This window comes from Variovorax raffinosi, from assembly GCF_051216615.1.
Taxonomy (GTDB): Bacteria; Pseudomonadota; Gammaproteobacteria; order Burkholderiales; family Burkholderiaceae_C; genus Variovorax.
Map to the genome: position 1 here is coordinate 64,077 of NZ_JBPJZR010000003.1, position 19,426 is coordinate 83,502.

Sequence of the window (19,426 nt, forward strand, 5' to 3'; positions counted from 1 at the left end):
GTAGCTGGCATCCGGTGCTTCGCGCGTTTCGCTGAAAAGGAAGCGAAAGGCGAAGCCGTTGCACCATCGTTCGACAGGGCGACGAACAGGCGGCCATCGTAGCGATGGTGCATTGCCCACGTACCCGGTGCGTGTTAACGCAGGGCCGGGTCACGCGGGCGGCAAGCTCACTCCCACTCGATCGTTGCGGGCGGCTTGCTCGACACGTCGTAGGTCACGCGGTTGATGCCACGCACTTCGTTGATGATGCGGCCCGACACCTTCTTGAGCAGTGCGTAGGGCAGCTCGGCCCAATCGGCGGTCATGAAGTCGCTGGTCTGCACGGCGCGCAGCGCGACGACGTAGTCGTACGTGCGGCCGTCGCCCATCACGCCCACGCTCTTCACGGGCAGGAACACGGTGAAGGCCTGGCTCGTGAGGTCGTACCAGGTCTTGCCGGTTTCGGCGTCGGTGAAGTTGCGCAGCTCTTCGATAAAGATCGCGTCGGCGCGGCGCAGCAGGTCGGCGTATTCCTTCTTCACTTCGCCGAGGATGCGCACGCCCAGGCCCGGGCCGGGGAACGGATGGCGATACACCATCTCGGGCGGCAGGCCGAGCGCCACGCCCAGTTCGCGCACTTCGTCCTTGAACAGGTCGCGCAGCGGTTCGAGCAGCTTGAGGCCCAGTTGCTCAGGCAGGCCGCCCACGTTGTGGTGGCTCTTGATGGTGACGGCCTTCTTGCTCTTGGCGCCGCCCGATTCGATGACGTCGGGGTAGATCGTGCCTTGCGCCAGGAAGGTCGCGCCCTTGTGGCCACCGTCGCCGGCCTTGAGCTTCGCGGCCTCCTGCTTGAACACGGTGACGAACTCGCCGCCGATGATCTTGCGCTTGGCTTCAGGGTCGCTCACACCGGCGAGCTTGCCGAGGAACAGGTCGCTGGCATCGACGCGAATCACCTTCGCATGCAGCTTGCCTTCGAACATCTCCATGACCATGTCGCCTTCGTTCAGGCGCAGCAGGCCGTGGTCGACGAACACGCAAGTGAGCTGGTCGCCGATGGCGCGGTGGATCAGCGCGGCAGCCACGCTCGAATCGACACCGCCCGACAGGCCGAGGATGACTTCTTCATCGCCCACCTGCTCGCGGATCTTCTGCACAGCTTCGGCGATGTGGTCGCGCATGACCCAGTCGGGCTTGGCGTTGCAGATGCCGAGCACGAAGCGATCGATGATCGCCTTGCCTTGCACCGTGTGCGTGACTTCGGGATGGAACTGCAGCGCGTAGTAGCGGCGCGCCTCGTCGGCCATGCCGGCGATGGGACAGCTGTCGGTGCTGGCCATGAGCTTGAAGCCCGGCGGCAGTTCGGTGACCTTGTCGCCGTGGCTCATCCACACGTTGAGCATGCCGTGGCCTTCAGGCGTGGTGAAGTCGGCAATGTCTTTCAGCAACGCAGTGTGGCCATGGGCGCGCACAGCCGCGAAGCCGAACTCGCGCTTGTGGCCGCCTTCGACCTTGCCGCCGAGCTGATGCGCCATGGTCTGCATGCCGTAGCAGATACCCAGCACCGGAATGCCGAGGTCGAACACGGCCTGCGGGCACTTGTCGGTGGTTTCTTCATAGACGCTCGCATGGCTGCCCGAAAGGATCACGCCTTTCAGGTGGCCATCGGCAGCGTATTCGCGCACCCATTCGTCGGTGACGTCGCAGGGATGCACTTCGCTCAGCACATTCGCTTCGCGCACGCGGCGTGCGATGAGCTGGGTGACTTGCGAGCCGAAATCGAGGATGAGGATCTTGTCGTGTTGCATGGGCGTTGACTCAGAGCGTTGAAATGTCGAACAGCTTGACGCCCGCTTGGGGCGCCGCCTTGATGAGGTGCTCGTCGAAAGTGGCGAGCGGGAGATTGAGCGACTTGGCGAGCCAGAGGTAGCCTGCGTCGTAGAGCGACACGCCGGCGTCGATGGCCACGGCCAGCACGGCCTTGTGCTGCGCCGGTGCAAGCTCGTGCAGTTCGACGCGGTGACGGATGGCATCGAGCACGCTCCACAGCCCTTCGACCGCGGACGACGGAATGCGGCCGCTGCGCACGCCGTTGGCGAGGATGTTGGCGCACTCCCATTGCCAGGCGTTGGGCGCCTGCGGCTCGACCTCGTCGCGGCGGATGGCGGCGTAGAGCTTGCGGGTGTGTTCGCTGGCCTGGTCGGGCAGGAGCCAGGCGGCGGTGACGGAAGCGTCCATGACGAAGGCTGTCACGATTGGCGCCCTTCGTCGAGCAATGCACGCACCGAAAGGCCCGGCTGGATGGTGGCGTGCAGTGCGTCGATCTGGCCGAGTTCGCGCTCGATCTGCTCGTCGGTGATGACCGGCTTGCGCCGCACCGGCAGCATGCGCACGACTTCCTTGCCGTGGCGGGTGATGCGAACCTCCTCGCCCTTTTCGACCGAGTCGATCAAGGCGGAGAAGTTGTTCTTGGCTTCAGCGATGCCGATGGATTGCATTTGGGCCAGAAAATTTGAATCTGGCCCAAATTTTAAACCTAGTCTGGCCTGACTTTCAAGATCTGGCCAGAACAGGCTTATTCAGCGCGGTAGTTCGGCGCTTCTTTGGTGATCTGCACGTCGTGCACGTGGCTTTCACGGATGCCGGCCGTGGTGATCTCGACGAACTCGGCCCTGTTCTGCATGTCCTCGATGGTCGCGCAGCCGCAGTAGCCCATGCTGGCACGCACGCCGCCGGCCATCTGGTAGACGATGGAGACGATCGAGCCCTTGTAGGGCACGCGGCCTTCAATGCCTTCGGGCACCAGCTTGTCGGTGTTGGGGTTGCCGGTCGTCGACTCCTGGAAGTACCGGTCGGCACTGCCCTGCTGCATCGCGCCGATGGAACCCATACCGCGGTAGCTCTTGTAGCTGCGGCCCTGGTACAGCACGATTTCGCCGGGGGCCTCTTCGGTGCCGGCGAACATGCTGCCCATCATCACGGTGCTGGCACCGGCGGCAATCGCCTTGGCGATGTCGCCCGAGTAGCGCACGCCGCCGTCGGAGATCAGCGGAACGCCCGTGCCCTGCAGCGCGGTGGCGACGCTGTCGACCGCCATGATCTGCGGCACGCCCACGCCGGCCACGATGCGGGTGGTGCAGATCGAGCCGGGGCCGATGCCGACCTTGACCGCATCGGCACCGACGTCGGCCAACGCACGCGCAGCGTCGCCGGTGGCGATGTTGCCGCCGATGACGTCGACCTGCGGATAGTTGCGCTTGACCCAGCGCACGCGCTCGATCACGCCGGCGCTGTGGCCGTGCGCGGTGTCAACCACGATGGCATCGACGCCGGCTTTCACCAGTGCTTCGACGCGCTCTTCGGTGCCATCACCCACGCCAACAGCGGCGCCCACGCGCAGGCGGCCGCTGGCGTCGCGTGCTGCGTTGGGGAAGCTGGTCTGCTTGGTGATGTCCTTGACGGTGATCAGGCCCTTGAGCTCCCAGTCGCTGTTGATGACCAGCAGCCGTTCGAGCTTGTACTTGTTCAGCAGCGCCTTGGCATCGGCAAGCGTGGTGCCGTCGGGCACGGTGATGAGCTTGTCGCGCTGGGTCATGATTTCGCTGACCGGCACGTCGTAGCGCGTTTCGAAGCGCAGGTCGCGCCCCGTCACGATACCGACGACCTTGCCGCCGTCGACCACCGGGAAACCCGAGATGCCGAGCTGGTCGGACAGTGCCATCACCTGGCGCACAGAATGCGTCGGCGTGATCACCACCGGGTCGCGCAGCACGCCCGACTCATAGCGCTTCACGCGGGCCACTTCGGCGGCCTGCTGTTGCGCGGTGAGGTTCTTGTGCACGATCCCGATACCGCCCTCTTGCGCAATGGCAATTGCGAGGCGGGCTTCAGTCACGGTGTCCATGGCCGCAGAGACGAGCGGCAGGTTCAGCGTGATGTTGCGGGAGAACTTGGTGGCGAGAGAGGTGTCCTTGGGCAGGACCTGGGAGAACGCTGGCACCAACAACACGTCGTCGAAGGTGAGCGCTTTGCCGAGAAGGCGCATGGGTGAAGCTCCAAAAGACGGATTGTAACGAGGGGGCCGGGCAGTTCGCTGGCGCAGGACTTTCAGGACCGTTGCAAAAGCACCCAATCCGGATGTTGCAAAAAGTAAGGCACAGCTAAACTTCGGGGATGAAATTCGCACACTGGCTGCTACTGGGATGTATTGCCGCGATGCCGCTCTGTGCGAGCGCGCAATGGCAATGGATCGACAAGAACGGAAAGAAAGTCTTCAGCGACCAGGCGCCGCCGCCTGACGTTCCCGAGAAGAACATCCTGCGCCGCTCCGGTTCGCCACCGCCGGCACGCGTGACTGTCGACACGTCGAACGCCGAGGCACCGGCAGCCGATGCCGCCGGCGGCGCGGCACCGAAGGCTCCTAAGCCCACGGGCGTCGACAAGGAACTCGAAGAGAGGACGAAGAAGGCTGAGGCCGAGCAAAAGGCCAAGGAAGCCGCGGAGGCCGCCAAGATCGCCAAGGCCAAGGCGGACAACTGCGCACTCGCGCGACAGGGCAAGGCCACGGTCGACAGCGGTATCCGCATCGCGAAGGTCAATGCGCAAGGCGAGCGAGAAATCATGGACGACACGGCCCGTGCCGCAGAGCAGAAGCGCCTGCAGACCGTGATCAACAGCGACTGCAAATAAGCATCGCCGACAGGCTCGGTCAGTAGCCGGCTTTGCCGCCCTTGCGGCGATTCGCAAAAAGACCCGTGCCCCGCGCGCCCTGCCGCTGAAAGCGCTCGCGGCGCGCCACTTTCGGATCGACCTTGAGGGGCCGGCACAGCTCGATGCGATCGCCTTCCTTCAAGGCCTGATCCCACTCGACCGCCCTGCCCCAGATGCCCGGCGTCATGGCATGCCGCCAGTCCAGGTCGGGGAAACGTGATGCGAGGCCGCTGGCCTGCACTGCGTTCACCAGCGTTGTTCCAGACGCGAGTTGCAGGACCTGCTCGAACACCTCGCGCGCCGCGGGCGAGCAACTCAGCGTGACCTCGATCATCGATCAGGTCGCGCCGTAGACCTGCTCGGCGCGCTTGACGAAGGCCTCGACAAGACTGGAAGCAATGGTGTCGAACACCGGCCCCACCAGCGCCTGCAAGGCGAAATTGCTGAAGCCGTAGCTCATGTGCAGCTCGACACGGCAGGCGCGCTCGCCCTGCTCACCCACGGGCACGAACTTCCACGTGCCATCGAGGTTGGAGAACGGCCCATCGACCAATTTCAATTGCACCTCGCGCCCCGGGACGTGGGTGTTGCGGGTGGTGAAGCTCTGGTGGAAACCACCGAAGGACAGGCCGACTTCAGCGGTCATGCCGGCCTCGTCTTCTTCGATGATTCGCGACTTGTCGCACCACGGAAGAAACTGCGGATACTTCGCCACATCGGTGACGAGCGCATACATCTCTTCGGCGCTGTACCAGATGAGGACGGACTTGTTGACTGTTTTCATAGAATCGGTGCAGCGTGCGCGACGGATTGTATTGAAGCCATGCAGCCCCAACATTCCTGAGTCATGGCCACAAAGAAACAAGATACCTCTTCCCGCATCGCCGACAACAAGAAGGCCGCCTACAACTATTTCTTCGAAGAACGCTTCGAGGCCGGCATGGTCCTCGAAGGCTGGGAGGTCAAGTCCCTGCGCGAAGGCAAGGTGCAGCTCACCGACGGCTACGTGGTGATCCGCGACGGCGAGCTGTACGTCGTGGGCTTGCAGATCAACCCGCTCAAGAGCGCGTCGACCCACGTCAGTCCCGATTCGATCCGCACCAAGAAGCTGCTGCTGCACAAGGAAGAGATCAAGCGGCTGGTCGGCAAGGTCGAGCAAAAAGGCTACACGCTGGTGCCGCTCAACCTGCACTGGAAGGCCGGCAAGGTCAAATGCGACATCGCCCTGGCCAAGGGCAAGGCCGAGCACGACAAGCGCGACACCATCAAGGACCGCGAAGGCAAGCGCGAGGTCGAACGCGCGATGAAGAGCCGCAACCGCTAGATCTTTTTTTGCAGGCCATGGAATAAAAGGCCGGCTGCGGGCGTTTGTGCAGTTGTCATCGGATCGCCGATGCCAACACCCACACAGGAGTCTTTCCATGTCGCCTTTTCGCGCCTCTTCCCTCGGCCTCGCCACCCTCCTGCTGGGCGGCGTTCTCGCCCTCCCGGCAATCGCCCAGCCCAAGCCGGCTGACGGCGCACTGGTCGGCCCGAACGGCATGACGCTCTACACCTTCGACAAGGACACGGCCGGCAACGGCAAGTCGGTCTGCAACGGAGGCTGCGCGACCAACTGGCCGCCCTTCATGGCCGCCGACAGCGACAAGCCTGCCGGCGACTTCACCGTCGTCACGCGCGACGACGGCAAGAAGCAATGGGCCGCCAAGGGCTGGCCGCTCTACTACTGGGCCAAGGACAGCAAGCCGGGCGACAAGACCGGCGACGGCGTCAACGGCACCTGGAAAACCGCCAAGCCCTGATCGGCCGATCTTTCGCACCCACCCCGCCCGCCCATGGACGCACGCCTGCTGGTCGAGCACATCCCGAGCCTGCGCCGCTATGCGCGGGCGCTCACGGGCAACGCGTGGGCGGCCGACGACCTGGTGCAGGACACGCTCGAACGCGCCTGCAGCAAGTGGCGGCTCTGGGTGGTGGGCAGCGACCTGCGCGCGTGGCTCTTCACCGTCATGCACAACATCTTCGCGAGCCAGGTGCGGCGCACGCCGCCGCCGCACAGCGTGGTGTCGCTCGACGACGTGCCGCACGAGCTGCACGGCGGCGTCGATCCGGGCCGCGACCAGGGCACGGGCATCGACCTGCAGCGCTGCCTGATGCAGCTTCCCGAGGAGCAGCGCGCCGTGCTGCTCCTCGTCACGCTCGAAGACCTGTCGTATGCCGAGGTGGCCAAGGTGCTGGGCATTCCGGCCGGCACCGTGATGTCGCGCCTCTCGCGAGCCCGCGTCCGGTTGCAGGAGCTGATGGATGGCGCGTCCGCGCCCGTTCGCCCCGGCCTGCGCCGCCTCAAATGACAACCGCCGCCGCACCACCATGAACCGCCCCGCCCCGCCCCCTAACGACGACGAGCTGCACGCCTGGGTCGATGGCCAGTTGGCCCCCGATCGCCACGGCGCGGTCGAAGAGGCGCTGGCGCGCGATCCGGCAGTGGCCGCCAAGGTGGCGGCGTGGCACACGCAGCGCGATGCCTTGCGGCGGCTGCACGGCGAATTGCTCGACGAACCCATTCCCCCCGCCCTGATGAGCGCGCTCGACCGCCAGTTGCCTCGGCACACCCGGCGCGGCGCCTGGCTGCGCTGGGGCGGCATGGCGGCCGGCCTGCTGGTCGCCTTTGCCGCCGGCTGGCTCGGCAATGTCCAGTGGTCCGGCGCCTCGCATGCCGGCGCCCAGTTGGCACGTGCCCCCGCCGTGCGCGAGTTCGTGCACGACGCATCCGTCGCGCACGCCGTCTATGCCCCCGAGAAACGCCACCCCGTCGAGGTGGCCGCCACCGAGCAGCAGCATCTGGTGCAGTGGCTCTCCAGGCGCCTCGACAGGCCGCTCAAGGTGCCCGACCTGTCGACCCAGGGCTACACCCTGGTTGGCGGACGCCTGCTGCCCGGAGAAACCGGCGCGCGCGCCCAGTTCATGTTCGAGAACGCCAGCGGCGAGCGCGTGACGCTGTACATCGGCACCCTCGACGCCCGCGCCGCGGATGCCACCGCATCGCGCGAGACGGCCTTCCGCTTCGCCTCCGAAGGCCCCGTGCCCAGCTTCTACTGGGTCGACCAGGGCTTCGGCTACGCTCTCGCGGGCAAGCTGCCGCGAGAAGTTTTGCTCAAACTGGCGACGCTGGCCTACCGCGATTTGTCTTAGCAACCGCATAAACTGCCGGCTCGCGCAATCACCTGGCTTGTTTTCGCGATTTTTCAACTGAAGGAGAAACTGCATGAAATTGCTCAGCGCCTCGATCCTCGCGGCGGCCCTGCTCGCCGGCTGCGGCGGCATGTCCAACAAGACCGCCAGCGCTCCCGACGCGCCCACCCGCACCGCCGACGGCGTGCTGGTCGGACCGAACGGCATGACGCTCTACACCTTCGCCAAGGACACGGCCGGCGCCGGCACCTCCGCCTGCAACGCGCAGTGCGCCGCCAACTGGCCCGCGCTCGGCGTGGCCGACACCGCCAAGCCCATGGGCGGCTACACCATCATCATTCGCGAAGATGGCAAGCGCCAGTGGGCCTACAAGGGCTGGCCGCTGTACTACTGGGCCAAGGACGCCAAGGCTGGCGACAAGACCGGTGACGGCGTGGCCAACGGCGCCTGGAAGGTCGCCCGCCCCTGATCCCCTGCTGAGGATCTCAAAAGAAGCGCCGGCATCTGCCGGCGTTTTTTTGTCCGCTTTTCCTGGCACGGAGGCCGCTGCCGCCCACGGCAGAATCCCCGAATGACTTCTGACGCCAATCCGGATGCGTTCCTGGCCCTGTTGACGCAGAGCCTCATCACCGACGCGCAGCACGATGCCGTGCTGGCCCATCCCGAGACCGCCACCCTGCCCCCGCTTCCGGGCCCGGCCCATGCGCTGGCCTGGATGCGCGTGCGGGGCTTGGTCACCGAAGAGCAGCAGGATGCAGCGCTCGAAAAGCTCGAAGCCGTCACGCCCCCTGCCCCCAATCTGGGCGACGCGGAAAGCACGGCCTTCGACGCCGACGATCTGGTCGAACTGGCCGGGCGTGGCATCACGCACGAAGCCGTCGAATCGCTCTACAGAGACGGTCTCATCGACGCCGGGATGCGCGACGAGGCGTTGCAGCAAACGCCCATCGTGGGCAGCGTGCCGGCGGCGCCCGCCATCGCGCTGGCCTGGCTGGTGACCGAGGGGCTTCTCGAAAAAGAACGCTTCGACGCCACCCGCGCCCAGGTCGCTGCTGAGCCGGCCTTCGCAATGACCGCCGAGCGCCAGCGCATCGTTGCCGAAGCGCAAGTCCTCATCGACGCCGACGAGCAGGCCGTTCGCGCCTGGAAGAGCCAGGCGCAACGCACCCGGCGGGTTGGCGCATGGAAGTTCATCCTGAGCACGCTGGTGGTGGCGGGCGGGCTCGGCTGGTACATCTTCGCGCCGGCCAGCGTGCCCGCCTGCGACGCCAGCTCCACGCGCAAGACCTTGAACAGCCTGATGGTTCGCGCAGCCATGGACGTGCGCATGCGCAACCTCGACCCCAGCAGCCGTTCTTCCATCCAGACGCCCTCGGTCAGCAGCATGCGCGAGGTCGGCTACCGCAAGCCGGAGCGCGTGCGCGGTTGCATCGCGCTCATGAAGCAAGGCGACAGCACCGAGTCGATGGCCTACACCATCGGTCCGTCATCGCCGAAAGGCGACGAGATGGTGGTGCGGGGCGCGGATGTCGCCATCGTCGAAGCCCGTTTCGGGCATCTCGATGCCGATGGCAAGCCGCTCTACAACGCCGAGCCGATCGGCCGCGAGGCGATGGAAAAGGCGTTTCGCGAAGGCGCGGCCCCGCTGAGCATGCGTTCGTCCCCGGCCAGGGAGCGCATGCGCCAGCGCGCTGACTCCGGCCTGCTGACGCGCGACCCCGATCGTTCACGCGAGATTGCCGAGATCGAACTGACCGGCCCTTGCAAGGCACTCGAAGGCGGCGCGGGCCACGTCTGCCCGCTGGTCATCGAATACAACGACCGCCTGCTGGGCGCCCTGTCCGGCAGCGGCGACAACTCGATCCCGGTCACCGGAGAATTCACTTTCGTGCGGGACAACGGCGGCTGGCGCATGAGCGATGACTTCGCACAGACCTTCATGCGCAAGGTGGTCGAGGCGCGGATGACCAGCCTGGGCGTCATGGACGCCGCCATGCCGGAGACGCGGCCCCTTCCGCCGCCGGCTCCTGCATCGCGTTAGCGCCGCGCCGAAGCGCTTCGCTCAGTGCGCGCCCGGCAGCGCCGTGTCGGCGACCGTGGTTCGCCGGCCGCGCAGTGCGAGCAGTTCGTTGAACACCAGCGCACCGATGACCAGTGCGCCGCCGGTCAGCACGCTGGCCGCAGGCTCCTCGCCCGCACCGATCCAGGCCAGCGCGATGCCGAAGATGACTTCGAGCAAGGCCAGCAATGCGACCTCGGGCGCCTTCAGCACCTGGGCACAGAGAACCGAGAGAACACAGGGAATGGCGAGCTGGAACACGCCGAGAAAGGCCAGCAGGCCGAGGTCATGCGCGCTCGCGCGGAACGGCCATGCGAACGGCAGCGTGAACAGCGCGGTAAGCACCGCACCGATCAGCACCGCAGGCACCAGGTCGATGTCATGCCCCTTCGCCTGGGCATGCTGAACCACGGTCCAGTTGGCAGCACCGGCCAGCGGCACGCACAGTGCAAGCAGCGTCCCGATCACGGAGGCACCGCCGCCATTCAAAAGCTGCGAGCCGTACATCCAGCCGATGCCCAGGCCGGCGACCACGATCGCCAGCCAGGTGCGCGCGGGCAGCTTGTGCCCAATGAAGAAACGGGCCGCGAGCGCAGTGAGCAGCGGGCCCAGCGACATCGTGACCAGCACGCTGGCCGTGGAAGCCATCGTGAGCGCGACCATGAAGGCCGTGAACATCACGGCCCAGCAGACGCCTGAAATCCAGAGCTCGCGCCCGCCGCTGCGCAGTTGAGAGAACACCGCCCGTCCCCGCCAAAGCGGCAAGATCACCAGCAGCGACAGCATCGTGAAGAAGCTGCGCCAGAAGGTGATCTCGAAACTCTGCGCCTGCGCCAGGTGCCGTGTGACGACGCCCGCCGTGCCCCACATCAGGGTCACGACGACCATCAGCCAAACGGCGCCGCCGTGCGTCAGGCGCATGGCCGATCGAAGAAGCCGATCAGCCTTGCGACGTGTCGCGGCCGGCGCGCTTGCGCTCGTGTTCCTTCAGGAAGCGCTTGCGCAGGCGAACGCTCTTCGGCGTGATTTCGACCAGCTCGTCGTCCTCGATGAATTCCACGCCGTATTCGAGCGTGAGTTCGATCGGGGGCGTGATCTTGATCGCATCTTCCTTGCCCGAAACACGGAAGTTGGTGAGCTGCTTCGTACGCGTGGCGTTCACCACCAGGTCGTTGTCGCGGCTGTGGATGCCGACGATCATGCCTTCGTACACCGGGTCGTTGGCGCGCACGAACATGCGGCCGCGGTCGTCCAGCTTGCCCAGGGCGTAGGTGAAGATTTCACCGTCGTCCATGGAGATCAGCACGCCGTTCTTGCGGCTGCCGATGTCGCCCTTGTGCGGCTCGTAGCTGTCGAAGATGTTGCTGATGAGGCCAGAGCCGCGCGTCAGGTTCAGGAATTCGTTGGTGAAACCGATCAGGCCACGCGCCGGAATGCGGTATTCGAGGCGCACGCGGCCACGGCCGTCCGGCTCCATGTTGACCAGCTCGCCCTTGCGCTCGCCCAGTGCCTGCATCACGCCGCCCTGGTGCTGGTCTTCGATGTCGGCCGTCACCAGTTCGATGGGCTCGTGCTTTTCGCCGTTGACGGTGCGGAACACCACGCGCGGCTTCGACACGGCCATCTCATAGCCTTCGCGACGCATGTTTTCCAGCAGGATGGTCAGGTGCAGTTCGCCGCGGCCCATCACTTCGAAGATGCCTTCTTCGTCGGTCTCGTTCACGCGCAGCGCGACGTTGTGCTGCAGTTCCTTTTGCAGGCGGTCCCAGATCTGGCGGCTGGTGACGAACTTGCCTTCGCGACCGGCCAGCGGGCTGGTGTTCACGCAGAAGTTCATGGTCAGGGTCGGTTCGTCGACCTTGAGCATCGGCAGCGGCGCCGGGTTGGCCGGGTCGGTCACGGTGACGCCGATGCCGATGTCGGTGATGCCGTTGATCAGCACGATCTCGCCGGGGCCGGCTTCGGTCGACTGCACGCGGTCCAAGCCCTGGAAGGTCAGCACCTGGTTGACGCGGCCCTTGATGGCCTTGCCGTCCGGGCCTTCCATCACGACCACGTCCGTCATCGGACGCAGCGTGCCCTGGCTGATGCGGCCCACGCCGATCCGGCCGACGAAGGTCGAGAAGTCGAGGGCGGAGATCTGCAGCTGCAGCGGTGCCGCCGGGTCACCCTTTTGCGAAGGCACGTGCTTCAGGATGGTGTTGAACAGGGCCGACATGTCGGGGCCCCACTGTTCACCGGCAGCGCCCTCTTCCATCGACGACCAGCCGTTGATGCCCGAGGCGTACACCACGGGGAAGTCGAGCTGTTCGTCGGTGGCACCGAGCTTGTCGAACAGGTCGAAGGCGGCGTTGACCACCTTGTCGGGGTTCGCACCGGGCTTGTCGACCTTGTTCACCACCAGGATCGGCTTCAGGCCCAGGGCCAGTGCCTTCTTGGTCACGAAGCGCGTCTGCGGCATCGGGCCTTCCTGGGCGTCGATCAGCAGCACCACGCCGTCGACCATCGACAGCGCGCGTTCCACTTCACCGCCGAAGTCCGCGTGGCCCGGGGTGTCGACGATGTTGATGTGCGTGCCTTCCCAGGTCACGGCGCAGTTCTTGGCCAGGATGGTGATGCCGCGTTCTTTTTCGATCGCGTTGTTGTCCATCACCGTGTCGACCACTTTCTCGTGATCGGCGAAGGTGCCCGACTGGCGCAGCAGTTGGTCGACCATGGTGGTCTTGCCATGGTCCACGTGGGCAATGATGGCGATATTGCGGATTTGCTTGGTACTCATGGTGTCGCTTCGGTCTGTTGTGCGTTCAAAAGAATTTGCTGAATTTCGATGGGGTTCAGCAAGCGCCCCGGGATCAGTTCGCCGGCCACCACGTGGGCCGTGCCAAGGAAGGCATGCGGTTCGCTGCCGAACACGGCCACCTCTGTCGCGTCGGCCCAGCCGCCGCGACGGCGCAGGCCCGAGAGAAAGCGAGCCGCATCTTCCGCGCCGAGCGTGACGCGGCTGTGGCCGTCCACCAGCGCCTGCGCTGGCAGGAGCTGCGCCAGGCGCTCGTCTTCGTCCATGGCTTCGAGCGCTTCGAGCGTGATGCATTGCGCTTGGCCGAAGTCGCCGGTTGCCGTGCGGCGCAGTGACGTCAGGTGCGCACCGCAGCCGAGTGCCTCTCCGATGTCTTCACCAAGGGTGCGGATGTAGGTGCCCTTGCTCACGGTCGCAGCGATCCTGATGGCGCGCTGCCCTTGTTGCGGTGCGGCCGACCCGGCCAGCTCGGTCAGGTCCAGCTTGTAGATGACGACGTCGCGCGGCGCCCGCTCGACTTCGATGCCTTCGCGGGCGTACTCGTACAGCGCCTTGCCGTCCTTCTTGAGCGCGCTGTGCATCGGAGGCACCTGCCGGATCGGGCCGGTGAACTGCGCCTGCACACGCGCCAGGTCTTGTGGCGTGACATCGACTGGCCGCTCGGCGATCACGTCGCCTTCGGCATCGCCGGTCGCGGTCTTGACACCCAGACGGGCCGTGGCCTCATAGGTCTTGTCGGCGTCCAGATGCAACTGGCTGAATTTGGTGGCCGCGCCAAAGCAAAGCGGCAGAACCCCCGTGGCGAGCGGATCGAGCGTGCCGGTATGGCCCGCCTTTTCGGCGCGCAGCAACCACTTGGCCTTTTGCAAGGCCTGGTTGCTGGAGAGTCCCAGCGGCTTGTCGAGCAACAACACCCCATGCACAGGGCGCCGCTGCACCCTTGTGCGTGGCGCATTCATGGCTAGTCGTCTTTCGAACGCGAAGCGACGGCTTGCGCAATGAGCGCGTTCATGTCGGCCGCACGCTCGGTGGTGCGGTCGAACATGAAGTGCAGCGTGGGCACGGTGTGGATATGAAGGCGCTTGAACAGGCCGTTGCGCAGGAAGCCGGCGGCCTGGTTGAGCGCTTCGGTGGTCTCCGCCACGTCGCCCGTGAGCACGCTGAAGAAGACCTTCGCGTGCGCATAGTCGGGCGTGACTTCGACCGCCTGGATCGTGACCATGCCCACGCGCGGGTCCTTCAACTCGCGCGCGATCAGCTCCGTCAGATCCCGCTGGATCTGGTCGGCAACCTTGAACGCGCGGTTGGGGGCGGCGGCTTTTCTTTTCGGCATGGACTCTTTCGCATCGAACGCTTACAGCGTCCGGGCGATTTCCTTGATTTCGAAGAATTCGAGCTGATCGCCTTCTTTGATGTCGTTGTAGTTCTTGAGCTTGATACCGCACTCAAAACCTTCGCGGACTTCGCGGACATCGTCCTTCATGCGCTTGATCGAATCGATTTCGCCGGTGTAGATCACCACGTTGTCGCGCAGCAGGCGGAAATGCGCGCTGCGGTTGACCGAGCCCGAAGTGACGTACGAGCCAGCCACGGTGCCGATCTTCGAGGCCACGAACACCGTGCGGATCTCGGCCGAGCCGATGATCTCTTCGCGGCGTTCCGGTGCCAGCATGCCCGACATCGCAACCTTGATCTCGTCCACAGCGTCGTAAATGATGCTGTAGTAGTTCAGTTGCACGCCGTTGTTTTCGGCCAGCTTGCGCGCACCGGCATCGGCACGCACGTTGAAACCGATCACGACCGCCTTGGAGGCGATGGCGAGGTTGATGTCGCTTTCGCTGATGCCGCCGACACCGGCGTACACGATCTGCACCTTGACTTCTTCGGTCGCCAGCTTGAGCAGCGACTGGGCCAGCGCTTCCTGCGAGCCCTGCACGTCGGCCTTGATGATGATCCGCAGCGTCTGCACTTCGCCGGCCGAGAGGTCGGTGAACATGTTCTGCAGGTTCGCGGCCTGGGCCTTCGCCAGCTTCGTGTTGCGGAACTTGCCGGCACGGTAGGTGGCGATTTCGCGCGCACGGCGCTCGTCGCTCATCACCATGAACTCGTCGCCCGCTTGCGGCACTTCGGTCAGGCCCTGGATCTCGACCGGGATCGACGGACCCGCGGCCTTGATGGTCTTGCCGTTCTCGTCCAGCATGGCGCGCACGCGGCCATAGGTCGAACCCGCCAGCACCACGTCGCCGGTCTTGAGCGTGCCGGATTGAATCAGCACCGTTGCCACCGGGCCGCGGCCCTTGTCGAGCTGGGCTTCGATGACCAGACCCTTGGCGGCGGCATCCACCGGCGCCTTGAGTTCCAGCACTTCGGCTTGCAGCAGCACCTGTTCGAGCAGGTCGTCGATGCCCTGGCCGGTCTTGGCCGACACCGGCACGAACGGCACATCGCCGCCGTACTCTTCGGGCACGACCTCTTCGGCCACCAGTTCCTGCTTCACGCGGTCCAGGTTGGCGTCGGGCTTGTCCACCTTGTTGATGGCAACCACGATCGGCACACCGGCCGCTTTCGCGTGCTTGATGGCTTCCTTGGTCTGGGGCATGACGCCGTCGTCGGCCGCCACCACCAGGATCACGATGTCGGTGGCCTGTGCACCGCGGGCACGCATGGCCGTGAAGGCCTCGTGACCCGGGGTGTCCAGGAACGACACCATGCCGCGTTCGGTCTGCACGTGGTACGCGCCGATGTGCTGCGTGATGCCGCCGGCTTCGCCCGCTGCGACCTTGGCGCGGCGGATGTAGTCGAGCAGCGAGGTCTTGCCGTGGTCGACGTGACCCATGACGGTCACGACAGGTGCGCGCGGCAGTGCTTCGGCGGTTTGCGCCGACACGTCCTCGTCGGTGAAGGCTTCCGGATCGTCCAGCGCGGCAACCACCGCGTTGTGACCCATGTCCTCCACGATGATCATCGCGGTGTCCTGGTCGAGCGACTGGTTGATGGTTGCCATCATGCCGAGCTTCATGAGCTGCTTGATGACTTCCTGCGCCTTGACGGCCATCTTGTGCGCCAGTTCGGCCACGGTGATGGTTTCAGGCACGTGCACTTCGAGCACGCGTGCCTCGACCGGTGCGGCCGGTGCGTGCTGCTCGTCATGACCGCCACGGTCGTTGCCACGACGGCCACGCGGGCCTCCGCGCCAATTGCCGCGACCGACACCACCGCTGGCATCGCCGCGGGTCTTGATTTCCTTCTTCTTGGCAGGATCGCCAGCCCAGCTCGACGAGAGCTTTGCGGACTTGACTTCCTTGCCAGCACCAGCGGCACCAGGTGCTGCGGGCGCGCCAGGCGCAGCAGTCGCGCCGGGGCGGGCCGGGGGAGTGGCCGGCTTGTGCAGCGTGCCCTTGACCGCGGCCTTTTCAGGCTGCGGCTTCTCGGGCGCCTTGTGCGGCACCAGCACGCGGGCCGGTGCGTTCATCATGGCGCGAATTGCTTCGGCTTCGGCGAGGGCCTTGCGGCGACGCTCGTCGAGATCCTTGGCGCGCGCGGCTTCCTCGTCGGCGCGGGCCTTCGATTCGGCGGCGGCCTTGGCCTTCGCGTCTTCCTTGGCTTGCGTCGCGGCGGTCTGGGCTGCGAGCTTGGTGTCGGCGGCCTGCTGTTCGGCGGCAGCGGCTGCGGCCGTCACTGCGGGAACAGGGGTGGCGACCGGCTTGGCAGGCGTGTCCTTGGCCGCTACGGTTGCAGCAGCGGCGACAGCGGCAGCCTTCTTTTCGGCGGCGACGCGTGCGGCTTCCTGCTCGGCCTGTTCGGCGCGCTCGGCCTTTTCGGCCTGCTCGCGTTCGCGGGCTTCGGCTTCTTCACGCAGACGGCGCTTTTCGACCAGTTCTTCTTCCTGGCGGCGAATCAGCTCGGCCTGGCGGCGCGCTTCTTCCTCGCGGCGGGCCAGTTCAGCCTCGTCGACCTGGGGAGCGGCCGGTGCGGCTGCCGGAGCTTCGGCGGATTGCTGTGCGTGTTCGGGCGTGGCCGGGTGGCCTTCATCGCGCTGGATGAAGGTGCGCTTCTTGCGCACCTCGACCTGGATGGTGCGGGCGCGGCCGGTGGCGTCGGCCTGCTTGATCTCGCTGGTCGACTTTTTGGTCAACGTGATCTTCTTGCGCTCGGGCTCGACGGTGCCATGGCTGGCTTTGAGGTGGCCGAGCAAGCGCTGCTTGTCCGCCTCCGTGAGCGCATCGGTGGCGGCCGCTTTGGGCACGCCTGCGCTCTTGAGCTGGTCAAGCAAGGTTTCGGGAGTCTTCTTGAGCTCGTTCGCGAACTCGGCGACAGTGGTACTGGACATATTGGTTTCGTGCCTCCATGACCGTCACTCTTGGCCGGCGAACCAATGTTCGCGGGCTTTCAAGATGAGGGCTTTGGCGTCATCGGCGCTGTGGCCGGTGATCTCGGTGAGTTCATCGACCGCGAGGTCGGCGAGGTCGTCACGGGTGTTCACACCCGCCTCGACCAGCTTGGGAATCAGCTCGGGGTCCAGGCCCTCGAGGTCATGCAGGTCCTGAGACACCTGCGGCTGCACCTCGACACCCTCTTCCTTGGCGATTTCCATGGTGAGCAGCGCGTCCTTGGCTCGCGTGCGCAGCTCGTTGATCGTGTCTTCGTCGAAGCTTTCGATTTCGAGCAATTCGGAGATCGGCACATAGGCCACTTCCTCGAGGCTGTTGAAACCTTCGGCGATCAGGATGTCGGCGATTTCCTCGTCGACATCGAGCTTTTCCATGAAGAGCTTGCGGCTGGCATCGGTCTCGACGGCCTGCTTTTGCGCAGACTCGTTGGCATCCATGATGTTGATCTTCCAACCGGTGAGGTCGGAAGCCAGGCGCACATTCTGGCCGCCGCGGCCGATGGCGATGGCGAGGTTTTCCTCGTCGACCACCACGTCCATGGCGTGCTTTTCTTCATCGACGACGATCGACGACACGTTGGCCGGAGCCAGGGCACCGATCACGAATTGGGCCGGGTCTTCGCTCCACAGCACGATGTCGACGCGCTCACCGGCGAGTTCGTTGGTCACGGCATTGACGCGGGTGCCACGCACGCCGACACAGGTGCCGATCGGATCGACACGCTTGTCATGCGAGAGCACGGCGATCTTGGCGCGCGAACCCGGGTCACGGGCGCAGCTCTTGATTTCGAGCAGACCTTGTTCGATTTCCGGCACTTCCTGGCGGAACAGCTCGATCATGAACTCGGGCGCCGAGCGCGACAGGATGATCGGCGCGCCGCGCAGCGTCAGGTCGACTTCCATGATCATGGCGCGCACACGGTCGCCATTGCGCAGGTTTTCCTTGGCGATCATTTCGCTGCGGCGCAGACGGCCTTCGACGCGGCCGGCCTCGACGATGATGTCGCCCTTGTCCAGGCGCTTGACGGTGCCCACGAAAATCTTGTCGCCGCGCGACATGAAGTCGTTGAGCAGCATCTCGCGCTCGGCGTCGCGGATCTTCTGCAGGATGACCTGCTTGGCAGCCATGGCGCCGATGCGGCCGATCGGCACCGAGTCCACCGATTCCTCGATGTACTCGCCGACTTCGATGTCCGACATTTCTTCCTTGGCTTCGAACAGGAGGATTTCCTGGTCGGGCAACTGCAGGCCGGCCTCATCGGGAACGACGTGCCAGCGGCGGAAGGTTTCGTAGTCGCCGCTGTCGCGATCGACCGAGACGCGGATGTCCACGTCACCCTGATGGAGCTTCTTGGTGGCTTGCGCCAGTGCGGACTCGACCGCGCCGAAGACGACGTCACGCTCGACGTTCTTCTCGCGCGAGATCGCATCCACCAACATCAACATTTCGCGATTCATGCCACCACTCCTCTGTTCAGTCCGGAACATTCGTTCCGTCGTCAATATCCGAAAAACCCGGTTGGGTTTTGGCCTTGCGGCCCTTGAAATCCACAATGGGCGCAAGCCGCGCATCGCGCAGCTCGCCCAGCACGAAGCCCAGCGCATGCAACGGTGCAGGCGCGCGTTTCTTGCTCACTTTTTGACCTGGCTTGGTCTTGGGCTCGTCGCTCCACACGATTTGCCAAACCGGAGCTGCATCCGCTGCAACCCCTTCTGCCTTTTCAGCACGCTCGAGCGTGCCGCGAAATTTCTTGCGGGCGGCCGAGACCTGGCCTGCAGCCGCTGCACCCATGGGCGCCTTGAGCGTGAGGTCGATCACCGCACCCACGAAACGCTCGAAATCCTGTTCGTTGCGCAGCGGACGGTCGATACCGGGCGAGGAAACCTCGAGCCGTTTGTATTCGACACCGTCGACTTCCAGCGCGAACTGCAATTGGCGCGTGACTTTTTCGCAGTCTTCCACCGTCACGAAGGGTTCCGGCACGCCGGCAGCCACGTCTTCGGAGGTGGGGGCCGTCCACGGCAAATCAATCGTCACGCGCAGCAATCCCCCGGCCGAGCGTTCGATCTCGACCAGGTCGTAGCCAAGACCGGCCACGGTTTGTTCAACTATTTGCTGCAATGCCACGTGTTTGAAAGTGCCTTTTAAATGCCGAATTCGTTTCATCCGCCCGCCACGGATGCCCGAATCCCAACAATCTCAATGAATGCTCAAGAATGAATAGACCAAAAAAAACGGGCGGTTGGTACCCGCCCGTTTGGTCGTGAGCCTCGAATTATATGCTATTCGTGTGATAAA

At 65.0% G+C, this 19,426-nt stretch carries 20 protein-coding genes; 7 read left to right on the forward strand and 13 right to left on the reverse strand.

Annotation, left to right across the window (positions count from 1 at the left end):
* Positions 1 to 167: 167 nt before the first annotated feature.
* The 4 genes from guaA to guaB form a co-directional block, all read right to left on the reverse strand.
* Positions 168 to 1,787, reverse strand: a complete 1,620-nt coding sequence (gene guaA, locus ACSFB7_RS11435) for a glutamine-hydrolyzing GMP synthase (protein ID WP_435470102.1) — start codon at positions 1,785 to 1,787, stop codon at positions 168 to 170.
* Positions 1,788 to 1,797: 10 nt separating this feature from the next.
* A complete protein-coding gene (locus tag ACSFB7_RS11440) occupies positions 1,798 to 2,217 on the reverse strand; it encodes a type II toxin-antitoxin system VapC family toxin (protein ID WP_093239586.1) in 420 nt (139 codons plus the stop codon).
* 11 nt (positions 2,218 to 2,228) lie between these two features.
* Positions 2,229 to 2,477 (reverse strand): type II toxin-antitoxin system Phd/YefM family antitoxin, encoded by a 249-nt coding sequence (locus ACSFB7_RS11445; protein ID WP_435470104.1) that lies wholly within the window; start codon positions 2,475 to 2,477, stop codon positions 2,229 to 2,231.
* A 77-nt stretch (positions 2,478 to 2,554) separates the two neighbouring features.
* Positions 2,555 to 4,024 (reverse strand): IMP dehydrogenase, encoded by a 1,470-nt coding sequence (guaB, locus tag ACSFB7_RS11450; protein WP_435470106.1) that lies wholly within the window; start codon positions 4,022 to 4,024, stop codon positions 2,555 to 2,557.
* 128 nt (positions 4,025 to 4,152) lie between these two features.
* Here guaB and ACSFB7_RS11455 point away from each other — a divergent pair, with 128 nt between their 5' ends.
* Positions 4,153 to 4,668, forward strand: a complete 516-nt coding sequence (locus tag ACSFB7_RS11455) for a DUF4124 domain-containing protein (RefSeq protein WP_435470108.1) — start codon at positions 4,153 to 4,155, stop codon at positions 4,666 to 4,668.
* A 19-nt stretch (positions 4,669 to 4,687) separates the two neighbouring features.
* Here ACSFB7_RS11455 and ACSFB7_RS11460 read toward each other — a convergent pair whose 3' ends face one another.
* Together ACSFB7_RS11460 and ACSFB7_RS11465 are read right to left on the reverse strand one after the other, a co-directional pair.
* Entirely contained in the window at positions 4,688 to 5,023 is a 336-nt protein-coding gene (locus ACSFB7_RS11460; protein ID WP_435470110.1) for an RnfH family protein, read from the reverse strand.
* A 3-nt stretch (positions 5,024 to 5,026) separates the two neighbouring features.
* Positions 5,027 to 5,473, reverse strand: a complete 447-nt coding sequence (locus tag ACSFB7_RS11465) for a type II toxin-antitoxin system RatA family toxin (protein WP_187110385.1) — start codon at positions 5,471 to 5,473, stop codon at positions 5,027 to 5,029.
* Positions 5,474 to 5,536: 63 nt separating this feature from the next.
* Here ACSFB7_RS11465 and smpB point away from each other — a divergent pair, with 63 nt between their 5' ends.
* The 6 genes from smpB (at position 5,537) to ACSFB7_RS11495 (ending at position 9,922) form a co-directional block, all read left to right on the forward strand.
* Positions 5,537 to 6,013 carry an SsrA-binding protein SmpB gene (smpB, locus tag ACSFB7_RS11470; protein WP_435470112.1) on the forward strand — a complete coding sequence of 159 codons (477 nt, stop codon included), beginning with the start codon at positions 5,537 to 5,539 and terminating at the stop codon, positions 6,011 to 6,013.
* Positions 6,014 to 6,110: 97 nt separating this feature from the next.
* On the forward strand, positions 6,111 to 6,491 hold the full coding sequence (locus tag ACSFB7_RS11475) for a COG4315 family predicted lipoprotein (RefSeq protein WP_435470114.1): 381 nt from the start codon (positions 6,111 to 6,113) through the stop codon (positions 6,489 to 6,491).
* Positions 6,492 to 6,524: 33 nt separating this feature from the next.
* Complete coding sequence (locus ACSFB7_RS11480; RefSeq protein WP_435470116.1) at positions 6,525 to 7,040, forward strand: RNA polymerase sigma factor; 516 nt, start codon at positions 6,525 to 6,527, stop codon at positions 7,038 to 7,040.
* A 19-nt stretch (positions 7,041 to 7,059) separates the two neighbouring features.
* Positions 7,060 to 7,881, forward strand: a complete 822-nt coding sequence (locus ACSFB7_RS11485) for an anti-sigma factor family protein (RefSeq protein WP_435470118.1) — start codon at positions 7,060 to 7,062, stop codon at positions 7,879 to 7,881.
* Positions 7,882 to 7,954: 73 nt separating this feature from the next.
* The gene (locus ACSFB7_RS11490; protein ID WP_187110389.1) at positions 7,955 to 8,350 is read left to right on the forward strand and encodes a COG4315 family predicted lipoprotein; all 396 of its coding nucleotides are present in this window, start codon (positions 7,955 to 7,957) and stop codon (positions 8,348 to 8,350) included.
* A 102-nt stretch (positions 8,351 to 8,452) separates the two neighbouring features.
* The gene (locus tag ACSFB7_RS11495; RefSeq protein WP_435470120.1) at positions 8,453 to 9,922 is read left to right on the forward strand and encodes a hypothetical protein; all 1,470 of its coding nucleotides are present in this window, start codon (positions 8,453 to 8,455) and stop codon (positions 9,920 to 9,922) included.
* Positions 9,923 to 9,943: 21 nt separating this feature from the next.
* Here ACSFB7_RS11495 and ACSFB7_RS11500 read toward each other — a convergent pair whose 3' ends face one another.
* From ACSFB7_RS11500 to rimP, 7 genes are read right to left on the reverse strand one after another with little or no spacing between them, the layout of a single operon-like run.
* Positions 9,944 to 10,861, reverse strand: a complete 918-nt coding sequence (locus tag ACSFB7_RS11500; RefSeq protein ID WP_435470122.1) for a DMT family transporter — start codon at positions 10,859 to 10,861, stop codon at positions 9,944 to 9,946.
* Between the two features lie 19 nt (positions 10,862 to 10,880).
* A complete protein-coding gene (gene typA / locus ACSFB7_RS11505; protein WP_435470124.1) occupies positions 10,881 to 12,719 on the reverse strand; it encodes a translational GTPase TypA in 1,839 nt (612 codons plus the stop codon).
* Positions 12,716 to 13,696, reverse strand: a complete 981-nt coding sequence (gene truB / locus ACSFB7_RS11510) for a tRNA pseudouridine(55) synthase TruB (RefSeq protein ID WP_435470126.1) — start codon at positions 13,694 to 13,696, stop codon at positions 12,716 to 12,718. The genes typA and truB overlap by 4 nt, the downstream gene beginning before the upstream one ends.
* 2 nt (positions 13,697 to 13,698) lie before the next feature.
* Positions 13,699 to 14,070: a 30S ribosome-binding factor RbfA gene (rbfA, locus tag ACSFB7_RS11515; protein WP_435470128.1), complete on the reverse strand. Its 372-nt coding sequence runs from the start codon at positions 14,068 to 14,070 to the stop codon at positions 13,699 to 13,701.
* A gap of 21 nt (positions 14,071 to 14,091) precedes the next feature.
* The gene (infB, locus tag ACSFB7_RS11520; RefSeq protein ID WP_435470130.1) at positions 14,092 to 17,067 is read right to left on the reverse strand and encodes a translation initiation factor IF-2; all 2,976 of its coding nucleotides are present in this window, start codon (positions 17,065 to 17,067) and stop codon (positions 14,092 to 14,094) included.
* 24 nt (positions 17,068 to 17,091) lie between these two features.
* A complete protein-coding gene (nusA, locus tag ACSFB7_RS11525) occupies positions 17,092 to 18,585 on the reverse strand; it encodes a transcription termination factor NusA (protein ID WP_187110395.1) in 1,494 nt (497 codons plus the stop codon).
* 16 nt (positions 18,586 to 18,601) lie between these two features.
* Complete coding sequence (rimP, locus tag ACSFB7_RS11530; RefSeq protein ID WP_435470133.1) at positions 18,602 to 19,255, reverse strand: ribosome maturation factor RimP; 654 nt, start codon at positions 19,253 to 19,255, stop codon at positions 18,602 to 18,604.
* Positions 19,256 to 19,426: the final 171 nt, after the last annotated feature.